Source organism: Streptomyces sp. NPDC048825 (genome assembly GCF_043198355.1).
GTDB lineage: Bacteria > Actinomycetota > Actinomycetes > Streptomycetales > Streptomycetaceae > Streptomyces > Streptomyces xiangluensis.
This window is the reverse complement of sequence record NZ_JBICUR010000008.1, coordinates 1-18,272: the sequence shown is the minus strand read 5'-3', so window position 1 is coordinate 18,272 and position 18,272 is coordinate 1. Positions and strand designations below refer to the sequence as shown.

At 69.9% G+C, this 18,272-nt stretch carries 12 protein-coding genes; 8 read left to right on the top strand and 4 right to left on the bottom strand.

The features are described 5' to 3' along the window. Positions 1–415: 415 nt before the first annotated feature. Positions 416–2,317, top strand: a complete 1,902-nt coding sequence (locus ACGFNK_RS20370) for an exo-alpha-sialidase (RefSeq protein WP_393417728.1) — start codon at positions 416–418, stop codon at positions 2,315–2,317. An 11-nt stretch (positions 2,318–2,328) separates the two neighbouring features. Then, complete coding sequence (locus ACGFNK_RS20365) at positions 2,329–3,561, top strand: DUF4185 domain-containing protein (RefSeq protein ID WP_393417726.1); 1,233 nt, start codon at positions 2,329–2,331, stop codon at positions 3,559–3,561. On the opposite strand, the gene ACGFNK_RS20360 is transcribed toward ACGFNK_RS20365, so the two are convergent. Further along, the gene (locus ACGFNK_RS20360) at positions 3,500–4,537 is read right to left on the bottom strand and encodes a bile acid:sodium symporter family protein (protein ID WP_393417724.1); all 1,038 of its coding nucleotides are present in this window, start codon (positions 4,535–4,537) and stop codon (positions 3,500–3,502) included. The genes ACGFNK_RS20365 and ACGFNK_RS20360 overlap by 62 nt on opposite strands. Positions 4,538–4,677: 140 nt before the next feature. Between ACGFNK_RS20360 and ACGFNK_RS20355 the strand changes: the two genes are divergently transcribed. Further along, entirely contained in the window at positions 4,678–5,544 is an 867-nt protein-coding gene (locus ACGFNK_RS20355; protein WP_393417722.1) for a LysR substrate-binding domain-containing protein, read from the top strand. A gap of 389 nt (positions 5,545–5,933) precedes the next feature. Next, the gene (locus ACGFNK_RS20350; protein WP_393417720.1) at positions 5,934–7,760 is read left to right on the top strand and encodes an AMP-dependent synthetase/ligase; all 1,827 of its coding nucleotides are present in this window, start codon (positions 5,934–5,936) and stop codon (positions 7,758–7,760) included. 38 nt (positions 7,761–7,798) lie between these two features. Here ACGFNK_RS20350 and ACGFNK_RS20345 read toward each other — a convergent pair whose 3' ends face one another. Then, positions 7,799–8,602 carry a Tat pathway signal sequence domain protein gene (locus ACGFNK_RS20345; RefSeq protein WP_393417718.1) on the bottom strand — a complete coding sequence of 268 codons (804 nt, stop codon included), beginning with the start codon at positions 8,600–8,602 and terminating at the stop codon, positions 7,799–7,801. Positions 8,603–8,876: 274 nt separating this feature from the next. On the opposite strand from ACGFNK_RS20345, the gene ACGFNK_RS20340 reads away from it, so the two are divergent. From ACGFNK_RS20340 to ACGFNK_RS20330, 3 genes are all read left to right on the top strand, one after another. After that, entirely contained in the window at positions 8,877–9,668 is a 792-nt protein-coding gene (locus ACGFNK_RS20340; RefSeq protein WP_393418242.1) for an aldo/keto reductase, read from the top strand. Between the two features lie 147 nt (positions 9,669–9,815). Continuing rightward, on the top strand, positions 9,816–10,916 hold the full coding sequence (locus ACGFNK_RS20335) for an endonuclease NucS domain-containing protein (RefSeq protein WP_393417716.1): 1,101 nt from the start codon (positions 9,816–9,818) through the stop codon (positions 10,914–10,916). Positions 10,917–11,020: 104 nt separating this feature from the next. Then, on the top strand, positions 11,021–11,800 hold the full coding sequence (locus ACGFNK_RS20330; RefSeq protein WP_393417714.1) for a glycoside hydrolase family 75 protein: 780 nt from the start codon (positions 11,021–11,023) through the stop codon (positions 11,798–11,800). 37 nt (positions 11,801–11,837) lie between these two features. Here ACGFNK_RS20330 and ACGFNK_RS20325 read toward each other — a convergent pair whose 3' ends face one another. Then, entirely contained in the window at positions 11,838–15,290 is a 3,453-nt protein-coding gene (locus ACGFNK_RS20325; protein ID WP_393417712.1) for a hypothetical protein, read from the bottom strand. A 312-nt stretch (positions 15,291–15,602) separates the two neighbouring features. Here ACGFNK_RS20325 and ACGFNK_RS20320 point away from each other — a divergent pair, with 312 nt between their 5' ends. Next, positions 15,603–16,961: a glycosyltransferase family 39 protein gene (locus ACGFNK_RS20320; RefSeq protein WP_393417710.1), complete on the top strand. Its 1,359-nt coding sequence runs from the start codon at positions 15,603–15,605 to the stop codon at positions 16,959–16,961. An 11-nt stretch (positions 16,962–16,972) separates the two neighbouring features. Here the strand turns inward: ACGFNK_RS20320 and ACGFNK_RS20315 are convergent, their stop codons facing one another. Then, the gene (locus ACGFNK_RS20315) at positions 16,973–17,836 is read right to left on the bottom strand and encodes a class I SAM-dependent methyltransferase (RefSeq protein WP_393417709.1); all 864 of its coding nucleotides are present in this window, start codon (positions 17,834–17,836) and stop codon (positions 16,973–16,975) included. Positions 17,837–18,272: the final 436 nt, after the last annotated feature.

Here is an 18,272-nt window from a genome sequence, read left to right as displayed (position 1 = left end):
AGCGCCCCCTGCGCCGCGATGGGGCTCCGCCTCAGTCGCGCCGCTCCTGGGGGCTCCGCCCCCAGACCCCCGTATCGGCCTTCGGCCTCGTCCTCAAACTCCCCCACTCTCGGCTTCGCTCGAGCGGGGGGACCCCCACGACGGGCTGATTTATGCGTCCTCAAGGGCCGCAAGAAGGCTGAGCGATCATCTGTTGCTCCGTCAGAATGAACTCCTCCACCCACAGCACCTGACCTCCCCCATCCGTGGCCCCGGACGATTCACAGTCGCCGCACGGGCATTCGTGATCACGGAACGGACGGAACGACCGCTGCACGCTTCTTGTGAGCCCACTGAGAGCCCAAGTAGCGTCTGTGGCGCGCACGTTGGACGTGGGATGTCCAGATGTCCGGACGGATGAAGGGCAGGTCGCACCATGCCGTCAAGTGTTCGCGCACGTCTCAGAACCACCGCCGTCGCAAGCGTCACCACCGCCGCGTTACTCGCGCTATCGCCACAACCAGCTCCAGACCGGCTCCAACCGGCCGCAGGAACCACCGGGTTCGAGCAGCAGATCCTCTTCAAGGCCTCTCAGGATCCCGGATACGCGTGCTTTCGGATCCCCGCCGTCGTGAAAACGACGCAAGGCACGCTGCTGGCGTTCGCCGAAGGCCGGGTGAACGACTGCAGTGACGCCGGCGACATAGACATCGTGCTCAAGCGCTCCACGGACGGCGGGCGCACCTGGAGTCCCCTCCAGGTCGTCAACGAGGGCGGCGGCGACACCCACGGCAACCCCGCCCCGATCGTGGACCGCGAGACCGGGCGCATCGTGCTGGCGGAGACGTACAACACGGGCCGTACGGACGGTCGCAACTGCGACGTGCCGTGCGACCGCACTCCCCATATGCAGCACAGCGACGACGACGGGCTCACCTGGTCCGAACCGCGCGACCTCAGCGACGAGATCCTGCCCGACCACTGGAACTCCTGGTACGCGACCGGGCCCGTGCACGGCATCCAGCTGAGCCGTGGCCGGCACGCGGGGCGGCTCGTCTTCGGTGTCAACACCGAGACGTGGAACGGCAGTCGGGTCTCCGCCAATCATGCCGCGCTGATCGTCAGCGACGACGGCGGCGACAGCTGGCGGATCGGGGCGACGGACTCCTATTCGATACCGGCAGGCGGTACGTTCCGCCAGAAGCCGTCCGAGATCACCATGACCGAGCGGGCCGACGGGGTGATCCTCATCAGCGGCCGTGAGCAGGACGGCACCGAACTCGGCCACCGCACGCAGACGTTCAGCCGTGACGGCGGCGACAGTTTCACCTCGCCCTTCCGTACCCAGCCGGACCTCTACACGCCCCAGGTCCAGGGTTCCACCGTGCGGTTGGGCGAGCGGCTCCTGCTCGCCTGCCCCGCCGATCCGGACCGGCGCCGGACGATGATGGTCCGCTCCTCGTACGACGGCGGGCGCACCTGGGACAGCGTGGACCGTGGCACGGTCGTCACGACGGACTGGTCCGGCTACTCGGACATGGTGGACATCAGCCGTGACACAGTCGGCCTGATGTACGAGGGCGGGGCAGTAGACGCGCGCGACGAGATCCGTTTCGCACGGTTCACGGAGGACTGGCTGCAACCGCGTCGCGGCCCCGACCCCAAGACCACCGATCTGGCCTCTCCCAAGCGTCCCGCGGCGGTCCTCGGTGGCGCGCGCCCGACGGACGGTGTGTTGGGCCGGGCGATGGAGTTCGACGGCGCCGACGACGCCGTAAGGCTGCCGTATGACAGTGAACTGCCGTTGGGGACAAAGGACTTCACGGCGTCACTGTGGTTCCGCTACACGGCCACCACCGGTGAGCAGCCGCTGCTCTGGATGGGCGGGGTCGGCACCACACAGCCGCAGGTGTGGCTGCGCGGCGAACCCGCTTCGAACCGCATTCAGGGGCTGATCACGGTCCGGGACGGCGCGAGTGCCCCGCAGTCCGCCTCTGTCCGCACGAGTGGCGCGTACAACGACGGGCAGTGGCACCATCTGGCGCTGCGGCGCGGCGGAGGGGAGCTCACGCTGTTCATCGACGGCACGCCGATCAGCACGGCGGACGTGCCGGGTTCCGTGAGCCGTAACTCACCGTTCGGCGTGCACATCGGCCAGAAGCTGGACAGCCGGGCGCACTTCGCGGGCGCGATCGATGATGTGCGCGTCTACGACCGGGCGCTCAGCGACACGGAGTTGACCGGAGTCGGCAGCACGGGCAGTACGGGCAGTACGAGCTCTGTGACGCGGGACACCGTCCTGTGGCTGCCCATGGACCGGGTGCGCGGCAGCAACTAACGTCCCGTGCCGTGCCCGACGACTCACGAGTACGACACCGTACGGGGGCCGGGCTGGGACTGTTCCTTGCCCTGGTCCTCGGGGCGGTGCTGCTCACCGCCCTCCCGGAGGAAGACGACCGGGAGGGCGGCTGCACGCCTCGTACGGCCTCGTCCTGGGCGGCGGAGCCGGACCTCACCGGCGAGTTCGCGCGGTACGGCGATGACGCCTCCCGTGCCGACGACTGGACCGGCGGCGACGGCACCCACTCCGTGCGGCTGCCGGACGGCCGGGTGCTGTGGCTGTTCTCGGACACGTATCTCGGCCAGGTGTACGGCCCGCCGAACCCGGTGGGCGAGTCGTTCGCCTGGCGGGACCAGAACGCGCCCCTGGTGCGCAACTCGGCCGTGGTCATGTCGGACGGCCGCCTCCAGAGCACCCTGCCCGCGCCGCTGTTCCCGGACCCGGCCCCCGGTCAGTGGCGCTGGCCGGTCGCCGCCAAGGTCGAGGCCCGCTCCCCCGGGTCCTCGGACAAGGTCGTACGCGTCCTGCTGTGGACCCGTACGAACGGCACGTACCCCTGGATCTACGGCGTCCCCACCGCCACGGAGGTGGCCACGCTCTCGCTGCCCGATCTGCGGGTCGAGGGCATCGTCAAGGTCCTCGACCAGCAGCAGGTGCAGGATCCGGAGCGGCGGGTGCTGTTCGGCACGACGGCGGTGACCGGGGACGAGGACTGGACGTATGTGTTCGGCGGGGACGACGCGCAGGCCGCCTCCCGGCCGGCCTCGAAGGCGTACGTGGCGCGGGTGCCCCGCAACCGGCTGGCGGAGCCGGACGCGTGGGAGTACTGGGACGGCGGACGGTGGTCCGCCATCTCCTCGCGGATGAGGCCCGTGCTCGGTGACGGGCAGCGCAAGGGCGTGGGCAGCGCGTTCACGGTCGTGCGGGACGGCGGCACCTGGGTGCTGTTCACGATGGCGGCGGGCGCCGAGGGGCTGACGACCGTCACCTCGTACTGGGCGTGCTCGCCCACCGGCCCCTGGCGCGGGCCCACCAAGGGCTTCAGCCCGCCGCTGCCCGAGCAGAAGGGGGAAGTCGCGGCGTACAACCCGCAGGTGCACCCGGCGCTCGGCGGGCGGCTCGTGCTCAGTTACGACGTCAACTGGCTGGACGCGACGGGGACCACGGCGCAGTCGAATCTCAGTCGGAACGTGTCCCTGTACCGACCGCGATTCGTGACCCTGAAGCTGGGCTCGGGCTGAGGTCCGGCTCGGGGTCGCGGGAGCGGCGCTTGGCGATCACCGCGCAGACCATGAGCTGCATCTGGTGGAAGAGCATGAGCGGCAGTACGGCCAGCGAGGCCTGCGCACCGAACAGCACGCTTGCCATGGGCAGTCCGGCCGCGAGGGACTTCTTCGACCCGGCGAACTGGATGGCGATCCGGTCCTCGCGGCTGAAGCGCAGCGCCTTCGAGCCGTACCAGGTGAGGGTGAGCATCACGGCGAGCAGCACCGCCTCGACCGCGAGCAGCCCGGCCAGCCTCAGCGGGCTGACCTGGTGCCAGATGCCCTGGACCATGCCTTCACTGAACGCGGCGTAGACGACCAGGAGGATCGAGCCGCGGTCGACCAGGCCGGTGATCCGCTTGTGGCGTGCGATGAAGTCCCCGATCCAGCGTCGCAGCACCTGCCCCGCCACGAACGGCAGGAGCAGTTGCATCACGATCTTGAGGATCGAGTCCGCGGAGAAGCCGCCGCCGGTGCTGCCGAGGAGCGTCGCCGCGAGCAGCGGGGTGATCACGATGCCCGCGAGGGAGGAGAAGGAGCCCGCGCAGATCGCGGCGGGCACGTTGCCGCGCGCGATGGACGTGAACGCGATCGACGACTGGACCGTCGAGGGCACCAGCGTCAGGAAGAGCAGTCCGATGTAGAGCGAGTGCGTCAGGAACACCGGTTCAAGGCCGCGGGCCGCCAGACCGAGCAGCGGGAACACCACGAACGTGCAGGCCAGGACGGTGACATGGAGCCGCCAGTGGCGCAACCCGTCCAGGGCTTCGCGGGTCGACAGGCGTGCCCCGTACAGGAAGAAGAGGAGAGCGATCGCGCCCGTCGACACCCCGGACGCGACATCGGCCGCCGTCCCCCGGGCGGGCAGCAGCGCCGCGAGGCCCACCGTCCCGAGCAGGAGCAGGATGTACGGGTCGATCGGCAGCCAGGACGGCCACGTCAGGCGTTTCACGGTGCTCCGTTGCTGAGTCGGTTCTTGTTCGTCGGTCTGGACGCAGGATCGTGCCCTCTCCATGGTCCTCCTTCCGAGCGTGATCGGGAATCCGGCATACGGCTCTGACTGTCATCACGGATCGCGATAGCCTGAGGAGCGTGTACGACCCTTCACACCTGCGTACGTTCCTGGCCGTGGCCCAGACGCTGAGCTTCACCCAGGCCGCCCGGCGCCTCGGGCTGCGTCAGTCGACGGTCAGCCAGCATGTGCGCCGGCTGGAGAGCACGGCGGGGCGGCAGCTGTTCTCGCGGGACACCCACTCCGTGGAGCTGACGGAGGACGGCGAGGCCATGCTCGGTTTCGCGCGCCGCATCCTTGAGGCGCACGAGCAGGCGGCGGCGTTCTTCACGGGGACGCGGCTGCGTGGCCGGCTGCGCTTCGGAGCCTCCGAGGACTTCGTACTGACCCGCCTCCCCGAGATCCTGGAGGGCTTCCGGCACGACCACCCCGAGGTCGACCTGGAGCTGACGGTCGAGCTCTCAGGCACGTTGCACGAGCAACTAGCCGACGGAAAGCTCGACTTGGTCCTGGCCAAACGCCGCCCCGAGGACCCCCACGGCGAACTCGTCTGGCACGACCGCCTGGTCTGGATCGGCGCGGAACGCCTCCGGCTGGATGCCGGGCGTCCGGTGCCGTTGATCGTCTATCCGCCGCCGGGGATCACCCGAGCCCTGGCCCTGGAAGCTCTGGAACGCCAGGGCCGCCCCTGGCGCATCGCCTGCACGAGCGGCAGTCTCAACGGCCTCATCGCGGCCGCACGGGCGGGGCTCGGCGTGATGGCCCATTCCCGAGGACTGATCCCCCCGGGCCTGGTCCGAGTCCCATCCCGGGCAGACCTCCCCGAACTGGGCAGAGTCGACTTCGTCCTGACCCAAGCCCACCGCCACACACCGGCACAGGGCTCAGCCGACGCCCTGGCGACTCGCATCCTCCAAGGCGGCGTCAGCCCACACACCGGCCACTGAGGCGGGTTCGGCAAGCCCTGAGGCGGGTTCACCCTGGACAGGGGACGCTCAGGCAAGCGCCCCTTCAGGGGCGCGGGGCTGTGTCAATCTGCGGCTCCGCCGCGTGGGCGCGACCAGCCACAGACAACCCGCAGGGAACCCACCGCCCCAAGGGGCACCCACCCCACAGCGCACCAAGCGGAGCGCATTCGTACAGATTCCGTGGAGATTAAGAGCCGGAAACCTACGCACCCGTAAGAATTATGTCCCGACCCACCCCGTTGAAGTCGCAAATAAGGCCCTGACCAGCACGTATAACACAACGACCGCACAAGCCACCGCTACTCCCGCGGCAGCGCCACGTGGGGTAGCTTTCACGGCGCTGTGCGGAGCGCCACAAGGAGCGGGGATTGCGCGAGTTCACCAACCCTCCGTTGGCGTCGGCGCCGCCGGTGGGCGGCCTGGCCGATGCCGTCTACGACTATGCCCTGGAGGACCCGCTCTATCCCGCGCTCGGCCGCAAGGACGAGCACGGCGAGTGGCGCGATGTGACGTCGGCGGAGTTCCGCGACGAAGTGCTGGCTCTTGCCAAGGGTTTGCTTGCCCAGGGCATCCGGTTCGGCGACCGGGTCGCGATCATGTCCCGTACGCGCTACGAGTGGACCCTCTTCGACTACGCCCTGTGGTCGATCGGCGCCCAGGTCGTGCCGATCTACCCCACGAGCTCGGCCGAGCAGGTCTTCTGGACGCTGCACGACTCGCAGGTGTCGGCCGCGATGGTGGAGCACGAGGACCACGCGATGACGATCGCCACGGTCATCGACCGGCTGCCGGCACTGCGCCGGCTCTGGCAGCTGGACGTGGGCGCGGTGCACGAGCTGTACGAGGCGGGCGCGCACCTCGACGACGAGGTGGTGCACCGGCACCGGCGCGCGGTCACGCCCGAGTCGATCGCGACGATCATCTACACCTCCGGAACCACCGGCCGCCCCAAGGGCTGTGTCATCACGCACGGCAACTTCATGTTCGAGGCGGACACGGCCATCGAGCGCTGGGAGCCGCTGTTCCACTCGAAGAAGGGCGATGAGGCGGCCACCCTGCTGTTCCTGCCGCTGGCGCATGTCTTCGGGCGGATGGTGCAGGTCGCCGCGATCCGGGGGAAGGTCAAGTTCGGACACCAGCCGCAGCTCAACGCGGCAGCCCTGCTGCCCGATCTGGCAGCCTTCCGGCCGACGTTCTTCCTGGCGGTGCCGTACATCTTCGAGAAGGTCTTCAACTCGGCCCGCAGGAAGGCCGAGCGGGAGGGCAAGGCGGGCCCGTTCGAGAAGGCCGTCGAGGTCGCCGTGCGGTACGCGGACGCTGTGGAGGCGAAGGCCTGGGGCATCGGGCCCGGCCCCTCGGCGGCCCTGCGGGTGCAGCACCAGCTCTTCGACAAGCTTGTCTACTCCAAGATCCGCGAGGCGATGGGCGGGCGGATGAAGCACGCCATGTCCGGCGGCTCGGCGATGGACCGGCGGCTCGGGCTGTTCTTCGCCGGCGCGGGCGTCCAGATCTACGAGGGGTACGGCCTCACCGAGTCCACCGCCGCGGCGACCGCCAACCCGCCCGAGCGCACCCGGTACGGCACCGTGGGGCAGCCGTTTCCTGGCACCACCGTGCACATCGCGGACGACGGCGAGATCTGGCTGCACGGCCCCAACATCTTCCAGGGCTACCTCAACGACCCCAAAGCCACCGACGCGACCCTGCACGACGGCTGGCTGGCCACCGGTGACCTGGGCTCACTCGACGAGGACGGCTATCTCACGATCACCGGGCGCAAGAAGGAGATCCTGGTGACGTCCGGCGGCAAGAGCGTCTCGCCCGGGCAGTTGGAGGAGCGGGTGCGCGACCATCCGCTGGTCGCGCAGTGCATCGTCGTCGGCAATGACCGGCCGTACATCGCGGCGCTCGTCACGCTGGACGGGGAGGCCGTCGAGCACTGGCTCCAGATGCGCGGCAAGTCGAAGCTGACCCCGGCCGAGTTGGTGCGCGACCCGGATCTGGAGACCGAGGTGCGCCGGGCGGTGGTGGCGGCGAACACACTGGTGTCGCAGGCCGAATCGATCCGTACGTTCCGGATACTCGCCCACCAGTTCACCGAGGAGCACGGGCTGTTGACGCCGTCGCTGAAGCTGAAGCGGAAGGCGATCGAGAAGGCGTACGTGTCGGAGGTCGAGGCGCTGTACCAGGCGTAGCGCCCCGCGGGAGCCGCCGGGAGGCCTGCGAGTTCGCTCTACACCAGTTGGTAGCCCCGCAGGTTCGTCAACAGGAGATGGCAGTCCTGGAGGGAGCCGGAAGTGTCGCCCAGGGAGCGGTAGATGCCCCATTTGGGGCGCACGCGGTCGGCGAGGAAGGTGTCGACGCCCGTCCTCGACTTGTCGATGACCGTCGTGGAGCCGCTCTTGAGGATCCAGCGGACCGAGCCCGCCGAGCCGTTGCCGACCTTGATCTGGAAGTCGACGTCGGTCCATTTGTTGTGCAGCGGCTCGAGGTTCGTACGGCCGACGAGGATGTCGTCGGTGAAGAGCTTCAGTTCGATGGTCTGCACGCCGTCCACCCGGCGCAGCGACTGCACGACGATCGGCGAACTACCGCTGCCGGGCTGCTTCATCTGCATGATGTGCGTGAAAGAGGTGGTCGCCTTGAGTGAGCTCGGAATGTACATCGAGTACGTGAGCCGCCAGGTCTGCCCCTCGGTCCACCTGAGGTAGCTGTTGCTGCCCGTCCGCAGGCCGGTGACCTCGTGGCGCTGGCGGTCGGTCGAGGTGTCCCGGTCGACGGTGTGCATGTTGAAGCGCCAGTTGTTGCCGGTGGCGTAGATGTGCGGGGAGGCGGCGGGGTGCGAGTCGGCGCGGTCGTCCTCCAGGGTCTCGAAGGCGCCGAGCCCGTCGTCGCTCGCCGACGGGGACCACTTCAACTGCCAGGACGCGGCGGCGTCCCGGCCGGTGGCGTGCGCGCCGGTGGCGGGCAGACCGACGGCAGCGGAGGCCGCGCCGCCGAGCGCCGCCCCGAGCAGGTTTCTTCGTGTGGTGCTCACTGGTCTCTCACCTCGTCCTCGACAGGAGGTCATATACATGCACCAAGTTCAGTGACCTGGAACAGAGTCGCGTCATGACAGGCCACGGTCAATGGTCTGTACCGATAGGATCGAAGAGACGATCGACATCTGGCCAATCCCTGATTTCGTCGGCGATGACGGCCAGGAATGAATGACGGCCTGTGATCGTTGACGATGGGATTACCAACGACGACTGAAGGATCGAGAGCTCGTGAGCAAGGTCCCCCCGATCATCCTGAACAACGGCGTCGAGATGCCGCAGCTGGGTTTCGGTGTCTGGCAGATCCCGGACGACGAGGCGGAGCAGGCGGTCACCACCGCTCTGGAGGCCGGGTACCGCAGCATCGACACCGCCGCCGCCTACGGCAACGAAGAGGGCACGGGCAAGGCTCTGGGCGCCTCCGGCATCGCCCGCGAGGACCTCTTCGTCACCACCAAGCTCTGGAACGCCGACCACGGCTACGACTCGACGCTGCGCGCCTTCGACACGTCCCTGGCCAAGCTCGGCCTCGACTACGTGGATCTGTATCTGATCCACTGGCCGATGCCCGACAACGGCACGTACGTGGACACGTACAAGGCGTTCGAGAAGCTGCTGGCCGACGGTCGCGTCAAGACGATCGGCGTCTCCAACTTCCTTCCGGAGCACCTGGACCGGCTGATCGAGGCGACGTCCGTCATCCCGGGCGTCAACCAGATCGAGCTGCACCCGCACTTGCAGCAGCTCGCCTTGCGTGAATACCACGCGGAGCAGGGCATCGCCACCGAGGCCTGGTCGCCGCTCGGCCAGGGCAAGGGCCTCCTGGAGGTCCCGGCGATCGTGGCCATCGCCCAGAAGCACGGCCGTACGCCCGCGCAGATCGTCCTGCGCTGGCACATCCAGCTCGGCAACGTGGTGATTCCCAAGTCCGTGACTCCGTCCCGGATCAAGGAGAACATCGAGGTCTTCGACTTCTCCCTGGACACCGAGGACATCGCCGCGATCAGCGCCCTCAACGAGGACCGCCGCATCGGCCCGGACCCGGCAACCCTCCACGCGACCTGACCGCACACTCCTTGCCCCACTGGAAGCCGCCGCCCGCTGACCACTTGGGCGGCGGCTTCGCTGCCTCCGCCCGGCCGTACCCCACGTGCTTGACTGGGGTCGTCGTATCGATGGAGCCGGTCGATTGAGCCGGCCGTGGAGGTCTGGATGCCGCTCGAGGTCGGGCTGTGGCGCGTGGACGGGGCACCTGTGCGGGTGACGACTCGGCGGATGGCGCTGGAGTCGCGGCTCGAAGAGCTGATCGAGGCGGATCCGGCCATTCTCGGTACGCCGTTGCTTCTGATCGGCAGGCAGGTGCCGACGCCGTACGGGAAGTTCCTGGATCTGCTGGGGATCGACGCGGACGGCAATCTTCACGTGCTGGAGCTCAAGCGCGACCGTACGCCCCGGGACGTGGTGGCGCAGATCCTCGACTACGGGTCATGGGTCCAAGGGCTCACGAACGACGAAGTCCGCGACATCCACGCGGAGTACGCAGCCCGCCGCCACGACGAGGAGGCCTTCGACCAGGCGTTCGCCGCCCGGTTCGGGGCCAGCCCGCCGGAGGAGCTCAACAGCGCGCACTCGCTCACCGTGGTGGCGAGTGAGGTCGATCCGGCGACGGAGCGGATCGTCACGTATCTGTCCACGGGCTACGGCGTGCCGCTGAACGTGCTGTTCTTCCGCTACTTCGAGGACGACGGCCGCTCCTACCTCGCCCGGACCGCCCTGGTCGACGACACGACCGCCACACCGGCACGCGTCGCGACCTCCCGCGGGAAACAAGAGCCGTGGAACGGGCAGGACTGGTACGTGGCGTTCGGCCACCAGGACACGGGCGGCCGCAACTGGGACGACGCCAGGAAGTACGGCTTCATCTCCGCCGGCGGCGGCGAGTGGTACTCCCGCACCCTGCGCGGACTCCCCCAGGGCGCCCGGATCTTCACGCACATCCCGTCCAGGGGTTACGTGGGCATCGGAACCGTCATCGGCGAGGCGCAGCCTTTCGAGGAGGCGCGCCTGGCCGCGGACGGGGACCAGCGGGAGATGAAGTCGCTTGATTTGAGGGGGAGTTACCTGCGCCCCGCGGCGGCCACCGGGGACGGGGACTCCCGCGAGTGGATCGTGCCGGTCGACTGGGAGGCGACCGTTCCCCAAGAACAGGCGTTCTGGGTTCCGGGCCTGTTCGCCAACCAGAACTCCGCCTGCAAACTCCGCGCACGCTTCACCATCGACGAGGTCTCACGCCGGTTCGGCATCGACAAGTAGCGCTCCGCCGAGCGGCCTAAGACCGGGCGCTGCCTCCACGCCACAGGGATCAGGGTCAGTCAGGGTCGTCCAAAGGCCGACGTCCCGGACAGAAGGGCTCCACAGTGCGTATGCGAACTATGACCCTCGCCGTTGCCGCTCCAGCCGCAGTCCTCGCCGCCGGGGCACTCCCGGCCGACGTGTCCGACAGCCCCATCGAGGCGCAGGAGGGCACGGTCACCGAGGCCCGGGAGGGCACGGTCGCCGTGTCCGCCAGCCCCATCGAGGCACAGGAGAGCACGGTCACCGAGACCCGGGAGGGCACGGTCGGTGCGGCCGAGCTGCTGGCCAAGGTGGAGTCCTGCTCGCGGATCTCGGACGGCCGGTACAGCACCGATGAGGGGACCTCGCCCTCCGTCCCCGTCTGCGGCAAGAAGGGCGCGGTGTACTGGAAGGCCGACATGGACATCGCCTGCGACGGCCAGGTCACCGCACGTTGCAACAGGGACACCGACCCGTGGTTCCATCCCGCAACGGCCTTCCCCCAGTCCGACGGCAGACCGCTGAACTCCCAGACACTGCCGTACGTCGTCGTACCCGGCCCCAGCGGCATCTGGGACTACGCGAACTCCGGCATCAAGGGCGGCGGCGTGGTAGCCGTCATCCACAACGACCAGGTCCAGTACGCCGTAGTCGGCGACGCAGGCCCCACGGACATCATCGGCGAGGCCTCGTACGCCACTGCCGAAGCCCTGGGCATCAACCCGGACCCGGCGACCGGCGGCACCGCCTCGAAAGTCACCTACATCCTGTTCAGGAACTCCCGCGTCTCCCCCATCGAGAGCCGCAGCGCGGCGGTTTCCCTCGGCGAGTCGCTGGCGAAACGGTTCCTGCGGGACAACTGATGACTCCAAAGGTCAACAGATGCCGGCGGCTTCTTCCTCAGCACGTCCGCCGGTAGGGCACGCCGGGCAGGTACGTACGCCACTCGTCCTCGGTCGCGCCACCGTCGGCCCGAGTGCACGCTGACGCTGCGGCCCGCTCCGGTTCCAACGGATACCCCCGCAAGGGCAGATGCGGTGTGGCCACCCTCAACTCCCGGTTCTCCGGGGCGAACCCGACCGCGAGGACCGGCCCGTCCCCCACTGGGACGGAAGCGGGCGACAGTCGGGGTGAGGCGGTCTCCCATACGCGTACGGAGCCGCCCTCATCTCCTGCCGCGAGCAGCGAGCCGTCGGCCGAGAAGGCGAGCACGGGCGGCTCCAGATCATCGTCGGTGTCCACGAGCACGGCGATCCGGTGCCGGCCGCGGGCGTCCCACAGGGAGACTCGCCCGTTGCCGGCCGCGACGGCCAGGTAGCGTCCATCGGGGCTGAAGGCCGCCGTGGTCACCAGGTCCTCGCCCCGAACCGCCTTGCTCCTCCGGTCCGTCGGTACATCGATCAACTCACCATCCACGGTGAGGATCCGGCGTCCGGTGGGTGAGATGGCAGCCGCCCCCATCTGTGGCGTCCCCACCGTCCAGCTCCGCGGCCGGTCTCCCCTGCGCCGGACTTCGATACCGCGTTTCGTGGAGAGGGCGGTGAAGACCGTGCCGTCCCCGGCCACCACCCGGGCCTCCTGCAGCGACCCCGAGGACGTCAGCTTCCCGTTCGGGTCGAACGTCGCGTGGATGATGGGTCTCTGACGCCACGCCACGTCATTGACGAGACCGTCGAGTGAGAACGTACGAACGCTGTTGGTCTGGCCGCCCTCGCGGTAGCGCAGCACGGCGTCCTCCGTGTCCAGCCGGTATTCACTCACAGTGCGGTTGGACACGGGGAAGGTGATGAGCGGTTCGTCCGGACGGTCGGTGCGCCAGACGGCGAAGGCCCCGCCGTCCCACGTCGCGGCGTACTCGCCGCTCGGGTCGGAGCGGACACTCGCCGCCCATTCGGCGTCCAGCGGCAGCGGCTTGCGCTCGCGTCCCTCATGGAAGTCCCAGATGTGGATGCCGTCCTGACTCCCGAAAGCCACGGCCCTGCTGTCGGGAGCGAAGTTGAACTCGTCGGCCGCGCAAAGGCGTTGCTCGATTCGGCTCGGCCAGTTGGGCTTGACGCGGCGGCCGGTGGCGATGTCGTGGATCTCCAGTCGGGAGTCCTCACGGATGCACCAGGCGACGAGCCGGTCGTCCGGACTCACCACCGGCGCCGGACCGCTGTCCTCCACCCGCCCGTACGTGAAGAGGACTTTCTGCCGCCGCACGTCCCAGACCTGGATCCGTGCGCGGTCCTCGCCCGAGCGCCGCTTGTCGAGGAACAGTCGGCCGCTGGGCGAGAACCCTCCGTCGGCATCGGCCGAGTCCCCGGTCGAGAGCCGACGTGGAGCGCTGTCTCCTCTCAAATCCCTGACCACGACGCCCTGTTCGTTCCGGTACGCGATCAAGCGTGCGTCCCCGGTCACGTCCACGACACCTCGCGACAGCCCGGGCACCTTCGTCGACCGGGTCTTGCGCTCCTTGCGTATGTCCCACTGAACCACCCGGTCGCGCGAGACCGTGGTGAGGACGCGGCCGTCCCCGCTGAGCCACGAGGGAGCGTTCGGCGTCAGGTCCTCGGGCGGGGTGTACGCCGCTTGTTCGCGCTGGCCCGCCGTCGCCCGCACTGCCGCCCGCGTCTCCGGCAGATCCGCGAGCCGCCAACCCGCCACGGCCAGACGCATCGCGGTACGCGGGTCGGTCGTCCGCAACTCCCCCGCCACGTCGGCGATCCGGCGGGCCTCGGCCTCGTCGCGCTGCCGGGCGTTCATGCCGCTCTGGCGCCAGGCGGTCAGGCCGGCCACGACGGCGAGGCACAGCAGCACGGCCAGCGCCACGGTGAGGGTGCGCAGCCGCCGAGTGGTACGGGCCCTCGCTCGCACCCCGCGCTCGTACGCCTCGATGCTCGCGGTCAGGAAGTCGCGTTCCAGCGGGCTCAGGCACGAGAGGTCGGTGAAGGTCTCGCGGGCTGCCGTGAGCCGGGTGCCGCGGTACAACGCGCCTGGATCTCGGACGAGTTCGGCCCAGGCCTGGGCGGATTCGGTCAGTCGTCGGTGCAGCCGCAGCCGCTCCCGGTCCTCGTCGATCCAGCCCTTCAGGCGTGGCCAACCGTCGATCAGCGCCTCGTGGGCGAGGTCGACAACCGAGCCGTCGACCGTCAACAGGCGGGCGCGGACGAGGCGTTCGAGGACGTGCTCGGTGGCGGGGTCGTCGGCGAGTTCGGCGCGGTCTACCGGGCGGCGGGTGTCGGAGGTGCCGTCGCCCGGTGACACCATGCGCAGCAACAGCGCCCGGGCGGCGGTGGCTTCGGTCGGCGTGAAGGAGCCGTGGACCTCCTCGGCGGTGTGCGCGACGGCGCCGCGTACGCCGCCGATCGCGTCGTACGCCGCCTCGGTGAGCGTCTTGCCGGCGCGGCGCCGCCACACCTCCCGCAAGGCGTGCGCCATCAGCGGCAGCCCACCCGGCTCCCCTGCCACGTCGGCCACCATCCGGGCGGTCAAGGCACGTTCGACGACGAGCCGGGCGGTGGCGGCGGGCCGGACGATCGCCTCGCGCAGACGGTCCGGGGGCATGGGTCCGACGAGGAGATTCGCGTCGGACAGGGCCTCGGCCAGGGGGCCGTGTTCGGCGCAGCGGCCGTAGAAGTCGGCGCGGACTGCCAGAATCACGCGGAGCCTGCTGTCCGGGTCGCGGGCGGTGAGCAAGCGGTCGAGGAACGCGGACCGTTCGGCCGGATCATGGCAGAGCGAGAACACCTCCTCGAACTGGTCGACCACGAGCAGCGTGTCCCCGGCCCTCCGCTCGCCGTCGCCACCATGCGGCGCGAGGAGCGTGCGGTGGGTACGCGCGGGCCGGTCGCCAGGGGTGAGGACGCGGATGGCAGCGAGAGCGGGGCCCTTGCCTTCCCGCAGGGCGGGTATCAGCCCGGCTCGCAGCAAGGAGGACTTGCCGCTGCCGGAGGCGCCGACGACGGCCAGGACACTTCGCCTGCCGATGAGTTCGAGCAGTTCGGCGATCAGCTCGTCGCGGCCGTGGAACGGATACCGCTCGTCCGTCTCGAAGCGGGCGAGACCCGGATACGGTGCCTGCCCGTCCTGTGGCGCACGACTGTCGGCCTCCTCGGCGAGCGCCTCGCCCCAGCGGCGCTCCCATTCCTCGGGGTCGCCTCCGCATGCGGCGGCGAAGGCGAGGACCACGGGCAGCGAGGGCAGCCGTTCGCCGGCCGCCGCGGCGGAGAGTGTGGGCGCCGAATAGGGGACGCCTCTGGCCATGTCCCGGTAGGTGGGCCCGCCCGCCTCGCCACGGAGTTTGCGCAGTTCGTACGCGAACCGCTGCACGGGCCCCGCGGCCGGGTCCAGCGGTTTCTCTCGGCGCCCCATCGGTGTCTCCCCCCGTCCCGCCGGTCACAGCCGACTCCCCAAACTAACAAGCGGCCGGCGCCCGTTGATAAGCGTCAGAACTGGACCGATCAACGTGACCCGCGATTGATAAGCGCCCGGATCAGGCCTGCGCATCAATCCCCGGGCGGCTGAACTCGGGGCTTCCGAGTCCTCTGCGTCATCGCCCCGCCGACGACGCCCCACGCCCGGGAGCCCGTCATCGCCACCGCACAGACCCTCCGCCCGCCCCTCACCACGACCGCGCGCCCGGCCGCCGCTCCCCCGCGACCCGGCCCGCTCCTCCTGCTGCCCGTGCTCCTGTCCCTGATCCTGGGGCTGTGGGGGATCCGCAGGGGCGGTTCGCTGTGGCGGGACGAGGCGGTCACGTTCGACATGGCACACCGGAGCCTGCCAGATCTGTGGGGCACCCTCGGTACGGCGGACGCGGTGCACGGGGCGTACTACCTCCTCATGCACACCCTGTACGCCGTCTTCGACGACACCGACCCACTGCTGGTGATGCGGCTGCCGTCGGTCCTCGCGACGGCGGCGGCCACGGCGGGCGTGATGCTCCTCGGCCGCCGTCTCGCAGGCCCGGGCGCGGGCCTCCTGGCCGGCTTCGTCTTCGCTCTGCTGCCGCCCGTCCAGCAGCACGCGCAGGAGGGCCGCTCGTACGCGCTGGTCTGTGCGCTGGTCGTCTGGGCCACGTATCTACTGGTGCGGGCGGTGGCCGAGCGGGACAGCGCGGGCCTCTGGTGCGGCTACGGCGCGCTGGTCCTCATGGCCTGCCTGCTGCACGAGTTCGCCGTGCTGGCACTGGCCGCGCACGCGCTCGCCGTCCCGCTCGCAGCGCGGCGCCGGTGGAGCCTGGCCACGCTGCCCGCTGTGGTCATGCTCGTCCCGGTCGCCGTGCTGAGCACACGCCAGTCGCAGCAGGTGGCCTGGATCGGCTACGACATCGTCGCGTACGTGTCGTTCGTGGCCACGGCCGCCGTCGCCCTGGTCTGCGCACGTGCCCTGCCCCACCGTGGCGGGCCCCGGACCGTGGACCTCAGAACCCTCGCCCTCGCCCTCCTCATCACACCCACCGCGGTGCTCATGCTGCTCTCTGTGCTCCAGCCGCTGTACGTCGACCGCTACGTCCTGTACGGCAACGCGGGCCTCGCCCTGCTGATCGGCGCCGCGCTGCACCGTCTCGGCCGCACCCGGTGGATACGGGTCGCGGCGGCGGCGCTCGTCCTCGCGCTGATCCCCTCGACCCTTCATCTGCGGGACACCGCCAGCCGCGTCGACGACGTCACCTCCATCGCCCGGACCATCGAGCAGCTGGGCGAGCCGGGCAACGGTGTGCTCTTTATGCCGTTGCGCCGCCGTGTCTGGTCGCTGCCGTTCCCGCACGCCGTCAGCGGGCTGCGGGACCTCGCCCTGGACCGGAGCCCAGTCGCCTCACGCACCTTGTACGGCACGGAAGTCTCGGCATCGGTCATCCGCGCGCGGATGCTGGACATGACGCGGATCGTCACCGTGCGAGACCCCGCCGGACAGCCGGTGGACGCGATCGCGCAGGAATCGATGAAACGGGACGTCCTGGCCGCGTACTTCGAGGAGTGCCACACGCGCGAGGTGCGGGGCGCCCGGGTCACCGTGTACGCGCGGCCGGGCGCCTGCTGACCGGGCACGGGTCACGTGGGCTTCACCCCGACGTACACCGTCAGGGCCGTCAGGAGGAACACGTCCGGGCGGTGGTGGACGCTCGCCTTGTCGTCCGGGTCGAGGAGCCGGTCGAGGGTGGCCAGGTCGTCGGCGTCGAGACCCTCTGCCAGGCCCTCCCGGCGGTGGGAGAGGGCGGTGGTGACGAAGGCGCGGGCCGCATCGGAGATGGGGGCGGGCAGGTCGAGGAGGAAGGTGCGGGTCGCGGTGTGGCGGAGCCCGGCGGCGGTCAGCAGGGCCGGCCAGTCCTCCGTCTCCTCCACCGAGCCGGGCAGTTCGGCCCGCATCTTGCTGAACCAGTCCTCCTGCACCGCGTCCATGCGGGACTGCAGGCCGGGGCGGCCGATGCCGATGTCGCGCGGGAGGTAGCGCGAGGGCAGGCCGCCCTCCAGAAGGGCGAGGGCGCCGCCGGGCGCGAGATGGCGAGCGAATTCGGTGAGGGCGGCGCGCTGGTCGCCGACGTGATGCAGGGCCCTGCTGGACCAGAGGAGGTCGGCCGGGTACTCCAACTCGCCGATTCCATCGGCCAGTTCGGCCTCGAGGGTGCTGAACCGGTCGGCGATGCCGTGCTCGGCGGCGCGGGAGCGGGCGGCCTCCAGGAGGGGCGGAGCCCCGTCCACGGCGACGACCCGCGCCTGCGGGAACGCGTCCGCGAGGAGGCAGGAGATGACACCGGGCCCGCTGCCCACGTCCGCGATCAGCTCCGGCTCGGGCTTCCACTCCCGCAACCAGCCCGCCGCCTGCCGGTACACCGGAGCGAACAGCTCGGCCTCCTGCTCCAGCATGGGCAGCCATTCGGCGAAGTCGATCTGTGTGTGATCGTGCTGATGCGCCATGATTCGTGACCTCTCATTCGGCTTGCGTCCAGAGTGCGACGCGAATCCCCGAAACGGCCACTCACCTTGCCGAAACAGCAAGCCGAACCTGTACATGAACTGGCCCCGGGGCTGCGCCCCGGACCCCCGCAGGGGGGTGGGGGCTGACACGGCGTGTCGCGGCTGCGGGTGCGTCGTGGCTGGTCGCGCAGTTCCCCGCGCCCCTGAAAAGCAAAGGCCTGCGCCTTCCCGCGTCCCGGATGAGCGCCGGGCCCCGGTGGAGCGCCGCGCCCCGGGAAAGCCCGCACCCCCAACTACCCGCAGCTTCCCGCCGGCGGGAGGGGACGTGGGCCGGTGCGTCGTATGCCCGTCGCGTAGGTTCTGTCTCAGGCCACCTGCGCCCTGTGGAAGACGGAGGGCCGTATGCCCACCCTGCGACGGGCTGACGCACCGGCCC

Bases quoted from the DNA above. Each gene is read 5' to 3' on its own strand.
- ACGFNK_RS20370 (WP_393417728.1), top strand. From the start codon at position 416: ATGCCGTCAAGTGTTCGCGCACGTCTCAGAACCACCGCCGTCGCAAGC.
- ACGFNK_RS20340 (WP_393418242.1), top strand. From the start codon at position 8,877: ATGCCGCAGCTGGGTTTCGGTGTCTGGCAGATCCCGGACGACGAGGCG.
- ACGFNK_RS20335 (WP_393417716.1), top strand. From the start codon at position 9,816: ATGCCGCTCGAGGTCGGGCTGTGGCGCGTGGACGGGGCACCTGTGCGG.
- ACGFNK_RS20325 (WP_393417712.1), bottom strand. From the start codon at position 15,290: ATGGGGCGCCGAGAGAAACCGCTGGACCCGGCCGCGGGGCCCGTGCAG.
- ACGFNK_RS20315 (WP_393417709.1), bottom strand. From the start codon at position 17,836: ATGGCGCATCAGCACGATCACACACAGATCGACTTCGCCGAATGGCTG.